Here is an 18,496-nt window from a genome sequence, read left to right as displayed (position 1 = left end):
GTGCCGCCCGCCGCAGCACTCCTCGACAAGCCGTCGTCCCAGACGGCTTTTTGTTTCCATGACGAACCACGGACATCCGCCGGCTGACGACGCGCAACCGGCCCACGACGACGACGCCGACCTGGGCGCGCCGCAACCTCATGCCACGGGCGATGACGAGACGTTCGTCGGCCCGGACGGCGTAGCGCACCCGCGCCGCATTCGCAGTTTCGTGCGTCGCGCGGGACGCAGCTCGGAAGCGCAGAAGCGCGCGTTCGACCTGCTCGGTCCGAAGTTCGTGCTGCCGTATGCCCCCGAACCGCTCGACTGGCCCACCGCGTTCGCACGCACGAACGCGCCGCGCATTCTCGAAATCGGCTTCGGCATGGGCGACGGCACCGCGCATATCGCGAAGGTGCGCCCGGCAGACGATTTTCTCGGCGTCGAAGTGCACGAGCCGGGCGTAGGCGCGCTGCTCAAACTCATTGGCGAAACGCCGCTGTCGAACGTGCGCATCATTCAGCACGATGCCGTGGAAGTCGTTCAGCACATGCTGCCCGAAGGCTCGCTCGACGGCGTACACGTATTCTTCCCCGATCCCTGGCACAAGAAGCGCCATCACAAACGCCGCCTGCTGCAACCGCCGTTCGTGGCGTTACTCGCCTCGCGTCTGAAGCCGGGCGGTTATCTGCACTGCGCGACGGACTGGCAGGAATATGCCGAGCAGATGCTCGAAGTGCTCGGCGGCGAAGCCACGCTGGAGAACACGGCGGCCGATTACGCGCCGCGCCCGGATTATCGTCCGGTAACGAAGTTCGAGAACCGTGGCCTGCGTCTCGGTCACGGCGTCTGGGATCTCGTGTTCCGCAAGCGCGGCTGACCTCGCGCTCCGAGTTCGCTGAAATCGTTGGAAAGAAAAAAGGGCACCGTGCTGAACTGCACGGTGCCCCTTTTCTTTGCGCGTTGTGTGTGGCTTGCGCCGACTCAGTCAGCCCAGACGACCAGCCCGCTGTAGCCGGTTGCCAGCACCACCAGTCCGAACACGATGCGGTACCACGCGAACGCCGTGAAGTCGTGCGATGCGATGTAGCGCAGCAGCCAGCGCACGCAGATGAAGGCGCTGATGAATGCGGCGATGAAGCCGATGCCAAACAAGCTGAAGTCATCGACCGACAACGTCGCGCGCGCCTTGTACAGTTCGTAAAGGGTGGCGCCGAACAGAATCGGAATCGCAAGGAAGAACGAGAATTCGGTGGCTACCTTGCGCTCAAGGCCGAACATCATGCCGCCGATGATCGTTGCCCCCGAACGCGACGTGCCCGGCACAAGGGCCAGACACTGCGCACAGCCCACTTTCAGCGCGTCGACCACCGAGAGGTCGTCGATCGAATTCACACGCGGCAGCTTGCCCGCTTCAGCGTTTCGACGGTTATGCCGCTCCACCAGCAGGATGATCACGCCGCCGACGATGAACGCCGTGGCCACCACACTCGGGTTGAACAACGCCGCCTTGATGTGCTTGCCGAGCAACAGGCCGAGCACGATGGCAGGCAGGCACGCCACGATCACGTTCACTGCAAACCGGCGCGCTTTTGCATCGCTGCCAAGGCCCGCCACCACCTGCGAAATCTTGACGCGAAATTCCCAGCACACGGCAAGAATCGCGCCGAACTGAATCACGATCTCGAAGACCTTGCCCTTTTCGTCGTTGAAGTCGAGCAGACTGCCCGCCAGAATCAGGTGACCGGTCGACGAGATCGGCAGAAATTCGGTCAGACCTTCGACCACACCGAGAATGACGGCTTTGAACGCCAGCAACAAGTCCATGCAATGAGTTCCTGAGAAGTCGTGATAGCGGATTGGAGAGACAGCCCCGCCGACGCCGTTGGCCGATTCAGACGGCCGCTCGCGTCAACGCGAATCGAATTTGACGTTCACGCCGTGCGAGAGCACCGTGATGGCGCCCGGCTGACGTGCCACGCCACCGATGTTGAGTTGCTCGGGCTTGAACGTGTAGATAGGCGCGCCTTGCAGCAATTGCGTCGCGATCAGGGCGCCTGCGGCGTTCAGTTGCCGCGACCAGCGCTCGGGCAGGCCATCGATGGTGAATGTCTCGACCTCCGGATCGCGCAGCACCACCGACAGGGTGGCGGGATCGTAGGCGAGTGCGCTGTCGATGGCGAGCGTGCCGGTCAGCGGCGCGCCACCGAGCGGATGCGTCACCGTGGCATCGACCGCCACCGCCAGACGATTGCGATCCGGCAGCAGGGTCAGTCTCGGGTGCGTGAGGTTCACGTCGAGCACCGCCAGCACACGGCGGTCGAACGGGAATTTGCGCTCCAGCGCACGTTGCAACTGACTCTCGGAGAAGGTGTAGTCGTTGCCGAACGGCAATCCCGCACACGCCGCCAGCCCGGCGGCAATCACTGCCGCGCCCGTCAACACGAGCCAACGACGGCGCGAAACGTGCGAGGTCGACGGTGCAGCAGGCGTCTCGCACTGCTGAAGAATGGACTGATCTGAAGGGAGGCTATCCGGCATGTCACGTTCCGCTACAGGGCGCCCGGCGCCCGACACGCGCGACTATAGCACCCGCAGATGACGCGCTTGCACGCCCCGCATTGCCTCTATTCGGCCGACACGCGCCGATTCGCGTCGATACGCATGACTCACGCCGCCATCGGCGCCGTCATCGCTTCCAGTTGCGACAGCCATGCGATGGCCTGCGCGCGACCGTCGCCACACATCTCGGCCGACGGCTGCAACGAGCCACAGACCGCCGGGCGCAGAGGGCTGCCAAAAATCCGGCAGCGATCGTCGGTGTCCAACTGCACGCAACGGGTATTCGCCGGCTTGCCATGCGGCATGCCCGGAATCGGCGTCGAGATGGAAGGCGCGATGCAACACGCCGCACAGTGGGGTCGGCAATTCATGAGGGAATCGGAAAAATGCGGGAGGTGCAGCGTCATCCGCTCGGGACAACGCGGTATCAGGCCGCGCATTCTACCGTGAGTGGCGACGCAGGCGCCCTGCGTCTGCCTTACCAGGGCAAACGCCCCTCCACGTCGAAGAACCCGCCGGTGACCGGCCCGCGCTCACCGAGCGCCAGCATCAGCACGCTGCGCGCGCCGTCGGCCAGCCCTTGTCGCACACGCTTGCCGTTCGCATCGATCGCAAGGTCGGCAGGCGCGCCCGGATCGACCGAGTTCACCGTGATCGACGTCTCGCGCAACGTGTGCGATAGCTGCACCGTTAACATGTTCAATGCCGCCTTCGAGGCGTTGAAGCCGATCTGGCGGAACGCCGAATGCTCCCATGCCGGATCGCTGTTGTGCGCGAGCGAGCCGAGGCCACTCGATACATTGACGATGCGCGCCCGCTCCGAGCGCGCCAGCCACGGCAACATGGCTTGCGTCACGCGCAAGGTGCCGAAGAAGTTCGTGGCAAACACCCGCTCGACCGCTTCGATGGACGCCTTCTCCGGCGCGTCGTCGCGCGGATCGGTCACGCCGGCGTTGTTCACCAGCACGTCGAGCCGTCCGTGATAGCGCCCGATGCGATAGGCCGCCGCGTGAAGCGTCTCAGGCCGCAACAGGTCGATCACCAGCGTCTCCGCCTGAAAACCCGCTTTGCGCAGCGGTTCGACGACCTCTTCACCCTTCGCTTCCTCTCGTGCCCCCACGAGGACTGTCATGCCGGCCTCGGCCAGCGCCCGCGCCACTTCTTGCCCAATGCCCCGCGTCGCGCCCGTTACCAGTGCCACGTTGCCCAGATGACGTTCGGCGTCCTCGCGTACCGCGCTCTCGATTGCGTCCCGTTTCATCACTGCTCCCGTCGAAATCCCTGTTGTGCTGCGCCTGACCGCACGCAAATTTGTTAGCATCGAGTTTATGAAGAATCCTTCAGCTTTTCCATTCGCATATGAAACCGGACAGCCAGGCCCCCGCAACGCCCCGTAAATCGCCGCAGCAAGCGCGTTCACGGGTCACCATCGACGCCATTTTCGAAGCCGCGCTTCAGGTTTTGCTGCTCGACGGCGGGCGTCAATTGACCACCACGCGCGTTGCCGAGCGTGCGGGGGTGTCGGTCGGCACCTTGTACCAGTACTTCCAGAACAAACAGGTGCTGCTCTATGCAGTGCTCGGGCGGCATATCGATCGGATCGTCGAAACCGTGGAGACGACGTGCGCGTCGGCCCACGGACAGCCGCTGGAAGTGATGGCACGCTCGCTTGCCAAGGCATACGTCGGCGCGAAGATGACGGACATCGAGGAGGCACAGGCGCTGTACCGGCTCTCGGAGGATCTGGATGGGCGGGAGGTGTTCGCCGGGGCGGCCACACGCATGCATGGGGCCGTGGTCGGCATGCTGAAAACGGCGCACGACGCGCATTTCGACGATCCCGAGACGGTCGCCTTCGTCTTCCTGAACTCGATGAGCGGCCCCATCAAGGCGATTCTGGAGAACCGCGCCCCCGCCGGTGCGTGCTACGAAACGCTGGCGGGGCAGATTGCCGATCAGATGGCGACGATGTGCGGCGCGTACCTGCTCCGGGTCGCCCAACCGGGCACCCCCAAAGCCGCGGCATAGTCACCGCTTTGCCGCTGTGCGCGCCGTCTCTGCGCCGCCGATGCGGCAAAAGTTCACGCGCCATCATGACTGCCGCCCGGAACTGGTAAAATGTCGGGTTGTGTTTGCCTACTACCCACGGTAACCGAGATGAATTACGAACAGGCCCGCTTTAACATGATCGAGCAGCAAATCCGTCCCTGGGACGTGCTCGATCAAGAAGTGCTCAATCTGCTCAAGCTCGTCAAGCGCGAGGAATTCGTGCCGACGGCCCAGCGCGCCCTCGCCTTCACCGACGTTGAACTGCCGCTGCCGGGCGCGGCCATCGCCGACAAGAGCCAGCATATGATGTTCCCGCGCGTCGAAGCGCGCATTCTGCAAGCGCTGGCGCCGAAGAAGAACGAAAACGTGCTCGAAATCGGCACGGGTTCGGGCTACATGGCCGCCCTGCTCGCCTATAACGCCCATCACGTGACGACCGTCGAGTTCGACGCCAATCTCGCCCGGACCGCCCAGCAGACGCTGCGCGCCAACGGCGTGACCAATGTGGAAGTCGTCAATGCCGACGGCGCACAAGGCTGGAGCGCCGCCGCACCGTATGACGTGATCGCCATCTCGGGCGCGCTTGCCGAACTGCCGCAGGCCTTCCTCGACCAACTGAAGGTCGGTGGTCGTCTGGCAGCGTTTGTCGGTGGCAGCCCGGTCATGGAAGCGAAGCTCATCACGCGCATGTCCGAGACCGAGTACCGCACGGAAAACCTGTTCGAGACGCAAGTGGCCTATCTGGTCGCGCCGCAACCGTCGAGCTTCAAGTTCTGAGCCCGGCGCCCGGGTGATGCGTTGTCCGGCGACGGATGGCGCGCTCCCGGAATGCCGCGAGCGTACCGGTCCCGCGCCCTTTTGTGGGGGCAAATGCGTGCGGGAATTGACGAGAGCCGGACGCCATCCATACGACACACGAACATCATGCAAAACATTACACCGGCGCAATTGGCCCAGTGGCTCGCGGACGGGGACCGCAGCCAACCCACGCTCCTCGACGTGCGTGAGGATTGGGAAGTGCAGACCTGCCACATCGCCCAGAGCAAGAACGTGCCGCTCGGCGACGTGCCCGCGCGTCTGACCGAACTCGACGCCGATGCGCCCATCGTGTGCATCTGCCATCACGGCATGCGCAGTGCGCGCGCCGCGATGTTTCTGGAACAACAAGGTTTCTCCCAGATGTTCAATCTGGACGGCGGAATCGATGCCTGGGCTCGCCAGGTCGATCCGTCGATGCCGACTTACTGAGCGAGGGCCATGCGCCCCCCGAGGCTTGCCGCGCCTGAGCGCGCGGCCAAGCGTGCGCCTGCGCGGCGCACTCTCTCTGCGAGCCCCCTCGTCCTGGCGACGACGCTCGCAGCCTTCATGCTTCACGCCGCCCCTGCGGGCGCTACCGACCTCCTCCAGCTCTACAGCGAAGCCCAGAGCCGCGATGCGCTGATCGCCAGTGCCCGCTCGGCCTATCTCGCCAATGTCGAGGCGCTGCCGCAAGCGCGGGCCGCGCTCCTGCCGCAAGTCACGGCACGCTGGGGCTCGGTCAATACGCACTATGGCTCGGGGAACGTTTCGAACACGTTCGTCAGCAGCGGCTACAGCCTGGCGCTCACGCAGCCCATCTTCCACTGGGATAGCTGGCAGTCGTATCAGCAAGGCAAGCTGACGGTGGCGAGTGCGGAGGCATCGTTTGCGCAAGCGGAGCAGGATCTGATTCTGCGTGTGGCGACCGCCTATTTCGACGTGCTCGCCGCGCAGGACGATCTGGCGCTCGCCGGCACGCACAAGCAAGCGATCGCCGAGCAACTCGCCTCCGCCAAGCGGAACTTCGAGGTCGGCAACGCCACGATCGTCGACGCCAACGAAGCGCAAGCCAGCTTCGATCAGGCCACAGCGCAGGAAATTGCCGCGCAGAACACGCTCGACGTGCGCCGTGCTGCGTTTGCGCGAATCGTCGGGCATCCGGTCGGCTCGCTCGCCACGCTGCGCGCCGGCGCCACGCTGCCGTCGCCGCAACCGAACAACGTCGCCGACTGGGTCGCGCAAGCAGAGCAGGCCAACTACGGCGTGCAACTGCAAACGCTCACGCTCGAAACCGCGCGGCGCGAAACGTCCAAGGCAAAGTCGGGCTACATGCCGTCGGTCGATCTGGTCGCCGCCGGCGCACACTCGAATGTGGGCAACGCCAACAGTCTGTTGTCGTCGGCGATGTCGAGCCCCTCCAGTCAAGGCGCAGGACCGAGTTCTGCAGGACAGATCGGCATTCAGGTCAGTATTCCGATCTTCTCGGGCGGGGCCGTGCAAAGCAAGTTGCGCCAGACACTCGCCCTCGAAGACAAAGCGATGACCGATCTGGACGACGCGCGTCGGCTTGCCGTCTTCAGCGCGCGCCAATCGTATCTCGGTGTTTCCAGCGGACTCGCGCAGGTCAAGGCGCTTGAGGCGGCCGAGCAATCGGCGCAGTCGTCGGTCGCGTCGAACAAGCTCGGCTATCAGGTCGGTATTCGTATCAATGCCGACGTGCTCAACGCCGAAGACAAGCTCTTCACGACCCGGCGCGATCTCGCCAAAGCGCGCTACAGCACGCTGCTCTCCAGCCTTCAACTGAAGGCCAGCGCCGCCACCCTCGTGGACACGGATCTGCAATTGCTCAACGCGCTGCTCACCGAAAATCAGGACGCTTCCGCGGCCATGGCCGGGGCTCGCGAAGCCACGCCCGCCGGTGCCGGCACGGGGTTGCCCGCGCGCGGTGTCCGTCCGGGCATCGCGGCGCCGCCGATGCGTCGCTAATCGGACCGACGGTGCGCTGAGATAGCGCTGAGGCGCATAGCAAAATGCCTCGCATGGCCAGTTCGGCATGCGAGGCATTTTGTTTATCGACGTGCATAAGCGTCAACGGACGACGCGGACGACGCTCGACAGATCAGTCCTGCGGAGCCACCAAGCCTGCGTCGAGCCAACGTCCCAACGCCGTGACAGTGCGCGCGGTCGCCCCTTGATGCTGCTTCGCGAACAACGTCGCAGCAGTGCGCATCGCAAGACGCCGGTCGTCGTTGAGCAGCAGATCGGCCAACGCCGTGGCGAGTTCGCCGGCATCGCTGACGCGCCGCGCCGCGCCCGCCGTCAGCGCGTTTTCGCTGGCCTGCGTGAAGTTGAACATGTGTGGACCGAAGACCACCGGCGTGCCCGCCGCGCAAGCCTCGATCAGGTTCTGACCGCCCAACGGCAACAGGCTTCCCCCGATGAATGCGACATCGGCCGCGGAGAAATACGCGGCCATCTCACCCATCGAATCGCCGAGCACGACGTCGACATCGGCAGGCAGCGGCGTATCGTCGTCGGGCCATGCACTGCGACGAACGTAGTTGAGACGCACCTTCTCGAGCATCGTCGCCACTTCGTCGAAGCGCTGCGGATGACGCGGCACAAGCACCAGCAACGAGCGTCGCCCGACGTCCGAGGCGGCCGCGAGCATGGCGCGGGCCTGGAGCACCAGCGCTTCCTCGCCATCGCGAGTGCTCGCTGCCAGCCAGACCTTGCGATCGCCGAAGCGCTCGCGCCAACGCGCCCCCAATGCGAGCAACGCGGGCGGGGGCGTCATGTCGAACTTCAGATTGCCCATCACGTCGACGTCGTTCGCTCCCAGCATGCGAAGGCGTTCGGCATCGGCGTCGCTCTGTGCGAACACACGGCTGAAACCGCCGAAGACGGGCTTCGCCGCGTCGCCAAAGCGGGCGGCACGCCGGAAGGAGCGCGCCGACATTCGCGCATTGGTCAGCACCAGCGGCACACCGTTTTCCCTGCAGGTGAAAATCAGGTTCGGCCAGACTTCCGTCTCCATCACCACGCCGACGCTCGGTCGCCATTGCTTCAGGAATCGCCGGATCGGCCCAACCATGTCGTAAGGCAGATAACAACGCAACACACGATCGCCAAACAGGTTTTCGCCTGTCGCGCGCCCGGTAGGCGTCATGTGCGTGAGCAGGATGCCGTGAGACGGATAGCGTTCGAGCAGCGCATCGATCAATGGCTGCGCCGCGCGCGTCTCCCCCACGGAGACGGCGTGCACCCAGATCAACGGGCGGCCGGTGTATGGCGGTGAATCGTAGAAGCCGAAGCGTTCCCCGATGTGACGACGATAGCCCGGTTCAAACCGGCCACGCCACCACAGACGGATCACCGCCAATGGGGCAACGATCCACCAGAGCGCGCGATAGATGAGACGCAGCGCCATTCAGATCAGCGCACGATGCGTGAGACGTTGCAACACCGCCAGCGGCGAGCACTCGGGGTGCACCATCGCTTCGGCGGGCAGGAAGAATGTCTGTTCCATCATGAACTGCCCCGACATCACGGCGTGCGACGTCTGATCGGAAAAGCACACCCACACGCTGCCCGGCGGGAACGGCATGGTCTGCTGATCGGCGTCGCGCTGGTAGCCCATGTCGGCCTTCATGCCGTCATGCAGGTGCAGCATGATGTGGTCGTAACCGCTGCGCACACGCTTGGTGATCCCCACGGCGTTCTGCAACCATGCGGAACCCGGCCATTGGGTCGGCACCTTCGGCAGAAAACGCTTGGCCACGTCTTCGAACGGCTCGCCCACGCGCCACACGCGCGGCTGGCCTGCCGGGTTGATGTTCGTAAACACTCGCAGGATGCGCTCACCGTAGTTCGGGCGCGACGGGAAGGCATCGACATGCAGGCGGCTATCGTCCTTGCGCCACGACGTCTGGCGCGTCTCGACCTGATGCAGACGCAGGCTTGTCGGCGCCGCGCGCAGCTTGCCGCGATACTCGGGCAGCAGACCGTCGATCAGGCTGCAGGCTTGCGTGTAATAGCGCTTGATCAGCGCATGCACTGCCCGCTGCGTGGCGTCGTCGGCGGCCACACCGACGAGCACGTCGGTCTTCGGGTCGAGGCTGATGTTCTTGCGCTTGGGATCGGCAATCGCAGGATCGAGCAGGCGTTGCTCCCCGGCGTCGATGGCGAAAGCCAGATGCGGGAAGTAAAGCACCTTGCCCGCCTCGACATCGGCCACCAGCGTCTCGCGCGGTATCGACAGTTCTGCGCCCTGCCAATTGCCGGATTCAACAGTGACGATCTGGTTGTTTGCGTTGGTTTCGCTCATGCGCTTCTGTCCTCCCGGGACGCGGCGTCGCCACTCACCACAGGCGCGGGCGACGGTGCAAGCTGACGCACGGCGTCGCGCACCTGCGCGAGGGTTGGCTTATGTTCGGCGTCGCCCAGATTGATGATGCGCGGCGACCAGAATCCACCGGTACGCCACGCAGTGCTGAAATTGTATAGTTCGATGGTGGGACGGTTCAGTGCTGCGGCGATATGTACCAGGCCCGTGTCCACGCCCACCGTGATCGCGCCGCGATCGATCAGACCCACGACCTGCGACAGGTTCATCTTCGGCGGCACCCAGGCGTCTTTCCCCAACGCCTCGGCCAACCTCACCGATACCGCATGCTCGGCCGCGCTGCCCCACGGCAACACGATCAGGAAACCCTGCGATGCCAGATCCCGGCCCAGCGCAACCCAGTCATCTTCCGGCCAGGTCTTGTCGTCGCGCGACGTGGCGTGCACAAACACCGCGTATGGACGCGCCGGACACTGGCTGTGGTCGGCCCGTTCGGTGGCAATGCCGAAGTCGATCTCGCCCGGCACCTTGAAGCCCATCGCCTCGGCCACCAGCAATCGCGAGCGTGTCACCACATGGGTATGCGGTTCGATACGCACCATGTGGCGGTACAGATAGCGCACCGGCCACTCGTAGCTGGCCCCCTCGGTCCGGTTGCCCAGCCCCCACACGGGACCGCGCGCCGTGCGCGCGATCCAGCCCGTCTTGACCAGACCTTGCGTGTCGATCACATAGTCGTAGGGGGTTTCGCGCAACGCACGGCGGAACGTGCCGATTTCCTGCCAGGTACGTGCCGCAAGCGGCTTCTTGCGCCAGCGGCGCAACGCGAAGGGAATGACCCGGCGCACACCGCGCACGAGTTTGACGAGGTCGACGAAGCCCTCTTCCACCACCCAGTCGATCTGGGCGTCGGGATACTGGCGCAGGATGTCCTGCACCACGGGCATGTTATGGACGACGTCGCCGAGCGACGAGACTTTGACGATCAGAACCTGCAACCGAACGCTCCGGCGGTTCGGCCGGGCCTCGTGAGCAAAACCGCGATTTTACCCCGACCCGGCCCGCCAGACATCATTCCTGCCCGGGTTCTCTTCACGCCCTCCTCACGGCATCTCGCGCGCCGGACCAACGCTTGCGTCACAGAGTTGCCGATCCCCTCGCGCCGCCGGGGCTGCCCCCGGCGTGACGTCACAACGGCAGTCAGAACGGCAGCTTTGCGTCAGGCTTGACCGCCAGAATGGCGCGACGGAAGTCGTCCTGAATACGTTGGATCGCGGCGTCGCTATCGGCCTCGAAACGCAACACGACGACAGGCGTGGTGTTCGACGAGCGGGCCAGACCGAAACCATCCGGGTATTCGACCCGCACGCCATCGATCTTGACGATGTCCTGCGCGCCGTCGAACTTGGCGGTTTCGCGCAGTTTGTCGATCAACGCGAAGTTCTCGCCTTCGGCAAGCGGAATCTGCAACTCGGGCGTCGAGATCGAATTGGGCAGCGCGTTGAGCACGGCGCTCGGGTCAGCCGCCTTCGACAGGATTTCAAGCAGACGCGCGCCGGTGTACAGGCCATCGTCGAAGCCATACCAACGATCCTTGAAGAACACGTGGCCGCTCATCTCGCCTGCGAGCGGTGCGCCCGTTTCCTTGAGCTTGGCCTTGACCAGCGAATGGCCCGTCTTCCACATGAGCGGTTCGCCGCCATGCTCGCGCACCCACGCCGCAAGGTTACGCGTGCACTTCACGTCGTAGATGATCTTCTCGCCCGGGTTGCGGCTCAGCACCTCGGCGGCGAAAAGCATCAACTGACGATCCGGATAAATGATCTGGCCGTCCTTGGTCACCACACCCAGACGGTCGCCATCGCCGTCGAACGCCAGACCGATTTCGGCATCGGTCGTTTGCAGCGTCTTGATCAGATCCTGCAGATTTTCGGGGTGTGCCGGGTCCGGGTGGTGGTTCGGGAAGGTGCCGTCCACATCGCAGAACAGTTCGATGACGTCACAGCCGAGCGCGTGGAACAGCGCCGGCGCGTAGGCGCCTGCCACACCGTTGCCGCAATCGACAGCGATCTTCATCGGACGCGCCAGATGCACGTCGCCCGTGATGCGTGCGCGGTACGACTCGCCGATTTCGTCGGCGGTGTAGGTGCCCTGCCCCGTTTCGAAATCCTGTTGTTCGATCAGCTTCGCCAAGCCCTGGATCGCATCGCCGTAAATCGCACGGCCGCGCAGCACCATCTTGAAACCGTTGTAGTCGGGCGGGTTGTGGCTGCCCGTGACCATGATGCCGGAATCCACGACCCGGCCGTGCAGCGTGACGTTGGTGGCGAAGTACACCATCGGCGTGACGACAACGCCGATATCGACCACGTCAACACCAGCGGCGCGCAGGCCATCGGAGAGTGCACCGACCAGTTCGGGGCCGGACAGGCGGCCATCGCGGCCGACGACGACGGCATTGCCGCCCTCGCGACGCAGCGCAGTGCCGAACGCTCGGCCGATCAGGTTCGCAACGTTGGCATCCAGGGTCTTGCCGACGATGCCGCGAATGTCATATGCCTTGAAAATCGCAGGCGAAACTTGCGTGGTTTGCGTCATGGGAAAGCGTCTCTCGGAAACGAGGGGAGAAATTAGCGTCCGTGGCGGGTGGGCCTGTCAGGTTGCCTGCCCGAGCCCGCGACGGGCCGGAAGTTGCGAACGCTCTGGCCGCGAGGAATATGCCAGCCGCGCCGCAAACGTCAAATCCCGGCAGGAAGCCCGGCCGGGAACGGCTGCATTACGCTAAAATTATACGGGACTTCGCTGCACTGCGGCGCACCCCGAAACCCTTGTCAGTCATGGCCTACAATCCATAGCCGCGCGACATGACAAGCGCGTGAAGTCCATCTGCACCGGCCTCGCAAGGCCGGTTTTGCTTATTTTGAGAACGAGTGAGCCGCGCGAGCGCCACATGCCCTATCGCACCATCATTCGCAACATTCTCTGGATGCTGACCGAGCGCGGCGCGCAGATCGTCGGCGGCATTGCAGTCTCCGGCCTTCTTGCCCGTAGTCTCGGCGCCGCACAGTTCGGCCTGTTTCAGTACGCACAATCCCTTGTGTTCCTCGCCGCCTCGCTCACGCTGCTGTGTGGCAGCGAGGTCGTGGTGCCGCGCCTGGTCGGCAAGACCGAAGCCGATCAACGCACGGTGATCGCGCACGCCTTCGTGTTGCGTCTGGCCGCCGCCGCTGTCGCTTATACGATTCTCGCCGTCTATATCGTCGGTTTCGCGGAATCCGATCTGGTAGCTGTCGCGTTGTGGCTCGGCGTGGCGCTCTGGTTCCGCGAGCCGTTCGGCATCGTGATCGCGTGGCTGCAAGCCCGCACGTTCAACCGCCCGAGCGTGACCGCCAATCTGTGCGGTCTGGGGGTAAAGCTCGCGCTCGTGGCCGTGTTGTTCGCCACGCATGCCAGCGTTGCCGCGTTTGCGGTCGTCTACGCCATCGAGGCCATCGTGGCCGCCGTGCTGCTCCTGCGCTACTACCTGAAACATTCGCCGAGTACGCCGGTGATCTGGCAACGCAAACTGCTGTTCGATCTGCTCGCAAGTGGCATGACGTTCTGGGGCGGGTTGATGCTCATGATTCTTTTCAAGCGCGTCGATCAGCTCGTACTCAAACCGCTCATTCCACTCTCCGAACTGGGCGCGTATGCCGCCGCCATGCAAATCACGGAAAACTTCGTGCTCGTCGCGCCGATCATCGCGAATTCGCTGGCCCCGCAACTGATCTTCCAGACGGCGGACAACGCCACCGCGACGCGCAACACCGTGCGAGCCGTGTGGCTGATGGTGGCCGCCGGTGCGAGTCTGGCAGTGCCCATTGCGCTGCTCGCGCCCTGGATCGTGCATCTGATTTACGGCGCAGGATTCGCAGAGTCGGCGCAGATTTTGCGTGTCTCGGCCCTCATGGGCATTCTCGTGTTTGCCGATGCCGCCCTGAACCTGACGTTGATTCGCCGCGGCGCCGGACGTTGGGTCATTGCGAAATGGCTATGCGCTGCCGTGGTGGCCTTCGTCGTCGTAAGTGGGCTCGCGCCTCAACTCGGCGCGCTTGCCGGGGCGCTTGGCTTCGGCGCTGGCTACGCGGCCGCGCTGGTGCTTGGCGTCTGGCTGCTCCGACGAGACTGACGCGATGACATTGCCGCACACCACCGCACCGCGCACCGTCTGCCTCTTCACAGGCACCCTTGCCGCCTTCGCCGGCGCCGAGCGTGCGACGGCCACGCTGGCCAATGCGCTCGCCGCGCGCGGACATCGCGTGCATGTGCTCTCGCTGTGGGGACATACGCCCGTCTTCCCACTAACGCCGGAAGTCGTGCATCACGCGATGTTCGCCGAGCGCGTGCCGTTCAAACATCATTATTTGTCCATCGTGCAGCAGGTACGGCGTTATGTGCGTCAGCACGCCATCGACGTGATGATCGATGTCGATCCGATGCTTGCCCTCTACACGGTGCCCGCTACGCTGGGTTTGCCGCTGCGACGCATCGCCTGGGAGCACAGCACATATGCCAGCGACCTGGGCCGGCGAGCACGTCGCTGGGCGCGGGCGCTGGCGGCATGCAGGTACGACGCCGTCGTGGTGCTGACCGATGCCGATCGCGCCGCCTGGCAGCAACATCATCCGAATGCACGCGCACAATTTGTCACGCTGCCCAATCCACTCGGCATCGCGATTCCCGATACGCCGCCGGCGCATGACGACGATCGCTGCGTGCTGGCCGTCGGACGTCTCGTTCCGGAGAAAGGCTTCGACCGGCTGATCGACGCATGGTCACGCATCGCCCACCACGCGCCCGGTTGGCATGTGCGCATCGTGGGCGACGGGGCGTTGCGCGATGCCCTGCATGCGCAAGCGCGCGACGCAGGGGTTGGCGACAGTGTCGAGGTGCTGCCCGCCGTCGCGGATATCGCGCAGAACTACGCGCGGGCAGCGATCTACTGCCTGCCATCGCGTCGTGAGAGCTTTGGGCTGGTGCTGATCGAAGCGAAGGCGTATGCGGTTCCCGTAGTGGCTTATGCTGCCGACGCTGGCCCGCGAACCCTTCTGAACGATGAAATCGACAGCCTCGTCGTGCACGACGGCGACATCGCCGCACTGGCTGGCGCGCTGTCTCGCCTGATCGGCGACGCCTCGCTGCGCCGCAAGCTCGGATTGGCCGGCTACGCCCATGCGCAGGATTTCCGGCCCGAGGCCATCGCAGCGCGATGGGAAACGCTCTGGCATGTCGGGACTTCGGCAACGGAGGAGACGCAATGAGGATTGTCCTGTTCGTCACCGGGCTCCAACTGGGGGGCGCCGAGACTCAGGTGGCCGATCTCGCCCGGGGGTTCCTCGCGCGCGGCCATGACGTCAACCTGATCTCGTTGACCGGACACTGCGCGATCGACTTACCGGAATCGCCGCAACTCACACTCGTCGAACTGAAAGCGAGCAAGACACCGTGGTCGCTTGCGTGTGCGCTGCGGCGGCTCGTTTCACATCTGCGTGCCTGGCGGCCGGACGTTGTGCACGCCCACATGGTGCATGCCAATCTGCTCGCGCGCGTGGCGCGCTGGTTTGTGCGCATGCCGGTGCTGGTGACGAGCGCTCACAGCCGTCACGAAGGCGGGCATCTGCGGATGCTGGCCTACCGGCTGACCGATCGGTGGACGGACCTGACGACCAACGTCAGCGACGATGCCGTCGCGGCATTCGTCGCGCAACGCGCCGCGCCCGCCGCCCGTATCGCGAGTGTGCCGAACGGCATCGACACAACGCGTTACCGGCCCGACGTACAAGCACGAATGCAGTGGCGAGCCGCCGCTCGGACGCGCGAATCCGGGTCGTCCGACGGGCCGTCCGGCGACAGGCCCATCGTCTTCGCCGCTGGACGGATGGTCGAGGCAAAGGACTATCCGACGCTGGTCGACGCGTTCTCGCACGTCCACCACGAATGGCCCGAAGCCCACTTGTTCATCGCAGGCGACGGTCCGCTTCGCGCCGCGATTCAGGCACATGTCGATGCCCGTGGGCTGGGTGGCGCCATCACATTGCTCGGGCGTCGCAACGACATTGCGCAGTGGATGTGCGCGGCGGACGTCTACGTGATGTCGTCTGCGTGGGAAGGATTACCGCTCGTGATCGGCGAGGCGATGGCCAGTGGCTTGCCCGTGGTGTCGACCGATTGCGGGGGCGTGCGCGAACTGATCGGCGATGTGCCCGGCAATGCCCTGGTACCCGTGGGCGATTCGCGGACGCTGGGCGAGGCCCTGATTCGACAACTGCGCGCCGACGCGAGCGTGCGCCACGCCACCGGCGCAGCCAATCGCGAACGCATCGTCGCCCATTATTCTCTCGACGCCGTCGTGACGCGTTGGCTCGAGACCTATGCCCAATTGGCTGCGGCGCGAGCCGTAACCCACTGAAACTCATGCAAGCACCCGTTCTTTTCTGCTCGAACTCCTTCTGGTCGATCCACAACTTTCGTGGCGGTCCGATTCGCGCATTGCTCGCCGACGGACACCCGGTCCATGTCGTCGCCCCGGACGACGACTACTCGCCCCTGCTGCGCGACATGGGGTGCACGGTGCACATCATGCCGATGGCGTCGAAAGGCCAGAATCCGCTTCAGGACATCGCCCTGACGATGCGCCTGTACCGCCTGTACCGGCGAATTCGTCCAGCCGTCTGTTTCCATTACACGATCAAGCCAAACATCTACGGCGCCGTGGCAGCGCGTTGGGCCGGCGTTCCGTCGGTATCCATCACGACCGGCCTGGGCACCGTCTTCATCAACAAGTCGTTCATTACGCACATCGTTCGCCTGCTGTACCGGTATGCGTTCCGGCACACCTTGGAGAACTGGCTGCTCAACGAGTCGGACTTCGACGCCATGGTCCGGGGCGGGCTGGTCGATATGCGCAAGGCACGCCTGCTTCCCGGCGAGGGCATCAATCTCGATCACTTCGCCCTCGCCCCGTGGCCGGAAAACGACAGTTCGTTCCGATTTCTGCTGATCGCGCGGCTGTTGCGAGACAAGGGCGTCCTGGAATTTGTGGAAGCCGCGCGGGCGCTCAAGGCAACGATGCCGCACGTTCGATGCCAGTTGCTGGGACCCGCCGACGTAGAGAATCCGACGGCAATTTCACGAGAACAGGTCGCGGCATGGGAGCGGGAGGGTCTCGTCGAGTACCTGGGCGTGACGCAGGAAGTCCGCCCTTTCATCGCACAAGCGCACTGCATCGTGCTGCCATCTTACCGGGAAGGCCTCTCTCGAACGCTGCTGGAGGCGAGTGCCATGGGACGCCCGGTCATCACCTCCGATGTTCATGGATGCCGTGAGGTGGTGACCGAGGGTGTGACAGGATGGGTCGTGCCGGTACAGGACTCGACCGCATTGGCCGCACAAATGACGCAAACCGCGGGCATGTCAACCCGTGATCTTGCGGCGGTCGGGCAGGCCGGGCGTGCTAAAGTAGCGCACAATTTCGACGAGCGATTGGTGATTGCCGAGTATTTCAGAATACTTGGCGAGGTCAATAGGAGGGCCCCGCGACATCCGACCCACGTTTAACCGGGATTTGGCGTGCACATCAATCGCAAATAAGAACTAAGCAACGCGATTAACTTGTCCGTACTATGCTGAGCCTGACATTGGCATTGCTGGTTTCATTTATCACTACGCTGCTTATTGTGCGGTATGCCCACGTACACGCGCATTTTTCCAGCGATAGCGATACGAAGGGGGTTCAGAAGGTTCACGCCCACCCTGTGCCGCGAATTGGTGGGCTGGGCATTATGCTCGGCTTGCTCGTTGCAGCGACGTTTGCGACGTTCTATTACCGCGGCGGACGACTCGATGAAACCCTGCTGCTCACCGCCTGCGCCGCTCCCGTGTTTCTGGGGGGCTTCATCGAAGACATCACCAAACGCGTTTCGCCGCGCACTCGTTTGTTGTGCGCGATGGTGTCGTCACTCATTGCCTATTGGGTTCTGGGCATTCATATCAATCGAATTGATATTGCACCGATTGATAGTCTTCTCACGATTCCATTGATCTCGGTTGCGCTGACCGTTGTCTGCACGGCAGCCATGACCAATGCGATCAATATCATCGATGGCTTCAATGGCCTTGCCGCGATGGTCAGCATTTTCATGTTCGCCTCGCTCGGTTACGTCGCGTTTCAAGTCGGCGATAGCATCGTGCTTTCTGCGTCAATGATTATGATCGGCGCCGTTCTCGGTTTTTTCATTCTGAATTATCCGAACGGTCTGATTTTCCTGGGAGATGGCGGCGCCTATTTCATTGGGTTCATGCTCGCAGAACTTGCCATATTGCTGGTGATGCGAAACCCGATGGTCTCTCCCTGGTATCCGGCACTCATGCTGATTTACCCGATTTTCGAAGTCTGCTTTTCGATCTACCGGCGACGCTTTGTGCGAGGCGTCTCCCCGAGCATGCCCGATGGCGTGCACCTGCATATGCTCATCTACAAGCGCGTCTTGCGCTGGGCGGTTGGCTCAAAAGTTGCCGCGCAACTTGCCCGACGCAATTCGATGACGTCACCGTATCTGTGGGTACTTTGTCTGTCGGCGGTGGTCCCGGCGACCATCTTCTGGCGGCACAGCGGCTTGCTCGCTGCGTGTTGTCTCGTGTTCATCGTGGTGTACGTCTGGCTGTATCAGCGAATCGTACGGTTCCGCTCGCCGCGTTGGATCATTTTTAAGAAAAAGTAAGACA

General features: G+C 63.7%; 18 protein-coding genes. 10 read left to right on the top strand and 8 right to left on the bottom strand.

Features of this window, described 5'->3' with window-relative positions; all coding sequences use genetic code 11:
* Window positions 1-58: 58 nt before the first annotated feature.
* A complete protein-coding gene (gene trmB / locus PI93_RS07190) occupies window positions 59-859 on the top strand; it encodes a tRNA (guanosine(46)-N7)-methyltransferase TrmB (protein ID WP_052240692.1) in 801 nt (266 codons plus the stop codon).
* A gap of 104 nt (window positions 860-963) precedes the next feature.
* Here trmB and PI93_RS07185 read toward each other — a convergent pair whose 3' ends face one another.
* The 4 genes from PI93_RS07185 to PI93_RS07170 all read right to left on the bottom strand — a co-directional run bounded on the left by PI93_RS07185 (window position 964) and on the right by PI93_RS07170 (window position 3,802).
* Window positions 964-1,806, bottom strand: coding sequence for an undecaprenyl-diphosphate phosphatase (locus PI93_RS07185; RefSeq protein ID WP_039370867.1), 843 nt, complete (start codon window positions 1,804-1,806; stop codon window positions 964-966).
* A gap of 84 nt (window positions 1,807-1,890) precedes the next feature.
* On the bottom strand, window positions 1,891-2,520 hold the full coding sequence (locus PI93_RS07180) for a DUF1439 domain-containing protein (RefSeq protein WP_080759203.1): 630 nt from the start codon (window positions 2,518-2,520) through the stop codon (window positions 1,891-1,893).
* Window positions 2,521-2,648: 128 nt separating this feature from the next.
* Window positions 2,649-2,912 (bottom strand): YkgJ family cysteine cluster protein, encoded by a 264-nt coding sequence (locus PI93_RS07175; RefSeq protein WP_039371119.1) that lies wholly within the window; start codon window positions 2,910-2,912, stop codon window positions 2,649-2,651.
* Between the two features lie 107 nt (window positions 2,913-3,019).
* Entirely contained in the window at window positions 3,020-3,802 is a 783-nt protein-coding gene (locus tag PI93_RS07170; RefSeq protein WP_052240693.1) for an SDR family NAD(P)-dependent oxidoreductase, read from the bottom strand.
* Between the two features lie 98 nt (window positions 3,803-3,900).
* On the opposite strand from PI93_RS07170, the gene PI93_RS07165 reads away from it, so the two are divergent.
* From PI93_RS07165 to PI93_RS07150, 4 genes are all read left to right on the top strand, one after another.
* A complete protein-coding gene (locus tag PI93_RS07165) occupies window positions 3,901-4,569 on the top strand; it encodes a TetR/AcrR family transcriptional regulator (protein ID WP_039370870.1) in 669 nt (222 codons plus the stop codon).
* 129 nt (window positions 4,570-4,698) lie between these two features.
* On the top strand, window positions 4,699-5,367 hold the full coding sequence (locus PI93_RS07160; protein WP_039370874.1) for a protein-L-isoaspartate O-methyltransferase family protein: 669 nt from the start codon (window positions 4,699-4,701) through the stop codon (window positions 5,365-5,367).
* A 147-nt stretch (window positions 5,368-5,514) separates the two neighbouring features.
* Complete coding sequence (locus tag PI93_RS07155) at window positions 5,515-5,838, top strand: rhodanese-like domain-containing protein (protein ID WP_039370877.1); 324 nt, start codon at window positions 5,515-5,517, stop codon at window positions 5,836-5,838.
* A 117-nt stretch (window positions 5,839-5,955) separates the two neighbouring features.
* Entirely contained in the window at window positions 5,956-7,374 is a 1,419-nt protein-coding gene (locus PI93_RS07150; RefSeq protein WP_080759204.1) for a TolC family outer membrane protein, read from the top strand.
* Window positions 7,375-7,507: 133 nt separating this feature from the next.
* Here PI93_RS07150 and waaA read toward each other — a convergent pair whose 3' ends face one another.
* The 4 genes from waaA to PI93_RS07130 form a co-directional block, all read right to left on the bottom strand.
* Window positions 7,508-8,818 carry a lipid IV(A) 3-deoxy-D-manno-octulosonic acid transferase gene (gene waaA, locus PI93_RS07145; protein ID WP_039370880.1) on the bottom strand — a complete coding sequence of 437 codons (1,311 nt, stop codon included), beginning with the start codon at window positions 8,816-8,818 and terminating at the stop codon, window positions 7,508-7,510.
* The gene (locus PI93_RS07140) at window positions 8,819-9,715 is read right to left on the bottom strand and encodes a Kdo hydroxylase family protein (protein ID WP_039370884.1); all 897 of its coding nucleotides are present in this window, start codon (window positions 9,713-9,715) and stop codon (window positions 8,819-8,821) included. It abuts the gene before it with no gap.
* Window positions 9,712-10,680 carry a lipopolysaccharide heptosyltransferase I gene (waaC, locus tag PI93_RS07135; protein WP_236105883.1) on the bottom strand — a complete coding sequence of 323 codons (969 nt, stop codon included), beginning with the start codon at window positions 10,678-10,680 and terminating at the stop codon, window positions 9,712-9,714. The genes PI93_RS07140 and waaC overlap by 4 nt, the downstream gene beginning before the upstream one ends.
* Before the next feature lie 253 nt (window positions 10,681-10,933).
* Window positions 10,934-12,331, bottom strand: a complete 1,398-nt coding sequence (locus PI93_RS07130; RefSeq protein WP_039370890.1) for a phosphomannomutase/phosphoglucomutase — start codon at window positions 12,329-12,331, stop codon at window positions 10,934-10,936.
* Between the two features lie 352 nt (window positions 12,332-12,683).
* On the opposite strand from PI93_RS07130, the gene PI93_RS07125 reads away from it, so the two are divergent.
* The 5 genes from PI93_RS07125 to PI93_RS07105 all read left to right on the top strand — a co-directional run bounded on the left by PI93_RS07125 (window position 12,684) and on the right by PI93_RS07105 (window position 18,492).
* A complete protein-coding gene (locus PI93_RS07125) occupies window positions 12,684-13,901 on the top strand; it encodes an oligosaccharide flippase family protein (protein ID WP_039370894.1) in 1,218 nt (405 codons plus the stop codon).
* A 4-nt stretch (window positions 13,902-13,905) separates the two neighbouring features.
* Window positions 13,906-15,033 carry a glycosyltransferase family 4 protein gene (locus PI93_RS07120; protein ID WP_039370896.1) on the top strand — a complete coding sequence of 376 codons (1,128 nt, stop codon included), beginning with the start codon at window positions 13,906-13,908 and terminating at the stop codon, window positions 15,031-15,033.
* A complete protein-coding gene (locus tag PI93_RS07115; protein WP_039370899.1) occupies window positions 15,030-16,181 on the top strand; it encodes a glycosyltransferase in 1,152 nt (383 codons plus the stop codon). Before PI93_RS07120 ends, PI93_RS07115 begins: the two co-directional genes overlap by 4 nt.
* A 5-nt stretch (window positions 16,182-16,186) precedes the next feature.
* Entirely contained in the window at window positions 16,187-17,329 is a 1,143-nt protein-coding gene (locus PI93_RS07110; protein WP_052240694.1) for a glycosyltransferase family 4 protein, read from the top strand.
* Window positions 17,330-17,394: 65 nt separating this feature from the next.
* Window positions 17,395-18,492: an MraY family glycosyltransferase gene (locus tag PI93_RS07105; protein WP_039370902.1), complete on the top strand. Its 1,098-nt coding sequence runs from the start codon at window positions 17,395-17,397 to the stop codon at window positions 18,490-18,492.
* The last annotated feature ends 4 nt before the right edge of the window (window positions 18,493-18,496 follow it).

This window comes from Pandoraea fibrosis (assembly GCF_000807775.2).
GTDB classification, from domain to species: Bacteria; Pseudomonadota; Gammaproteobacteria; order Burkholderiales; family Burkholderiaceae; genus Pandoraea; species Pandoraea fibrosis.
The sequence above is the reverse complement of the archived record's forward strand: the minus strand, read 5'-3'. Positions and strand labels throughout refer to the sequence as shown.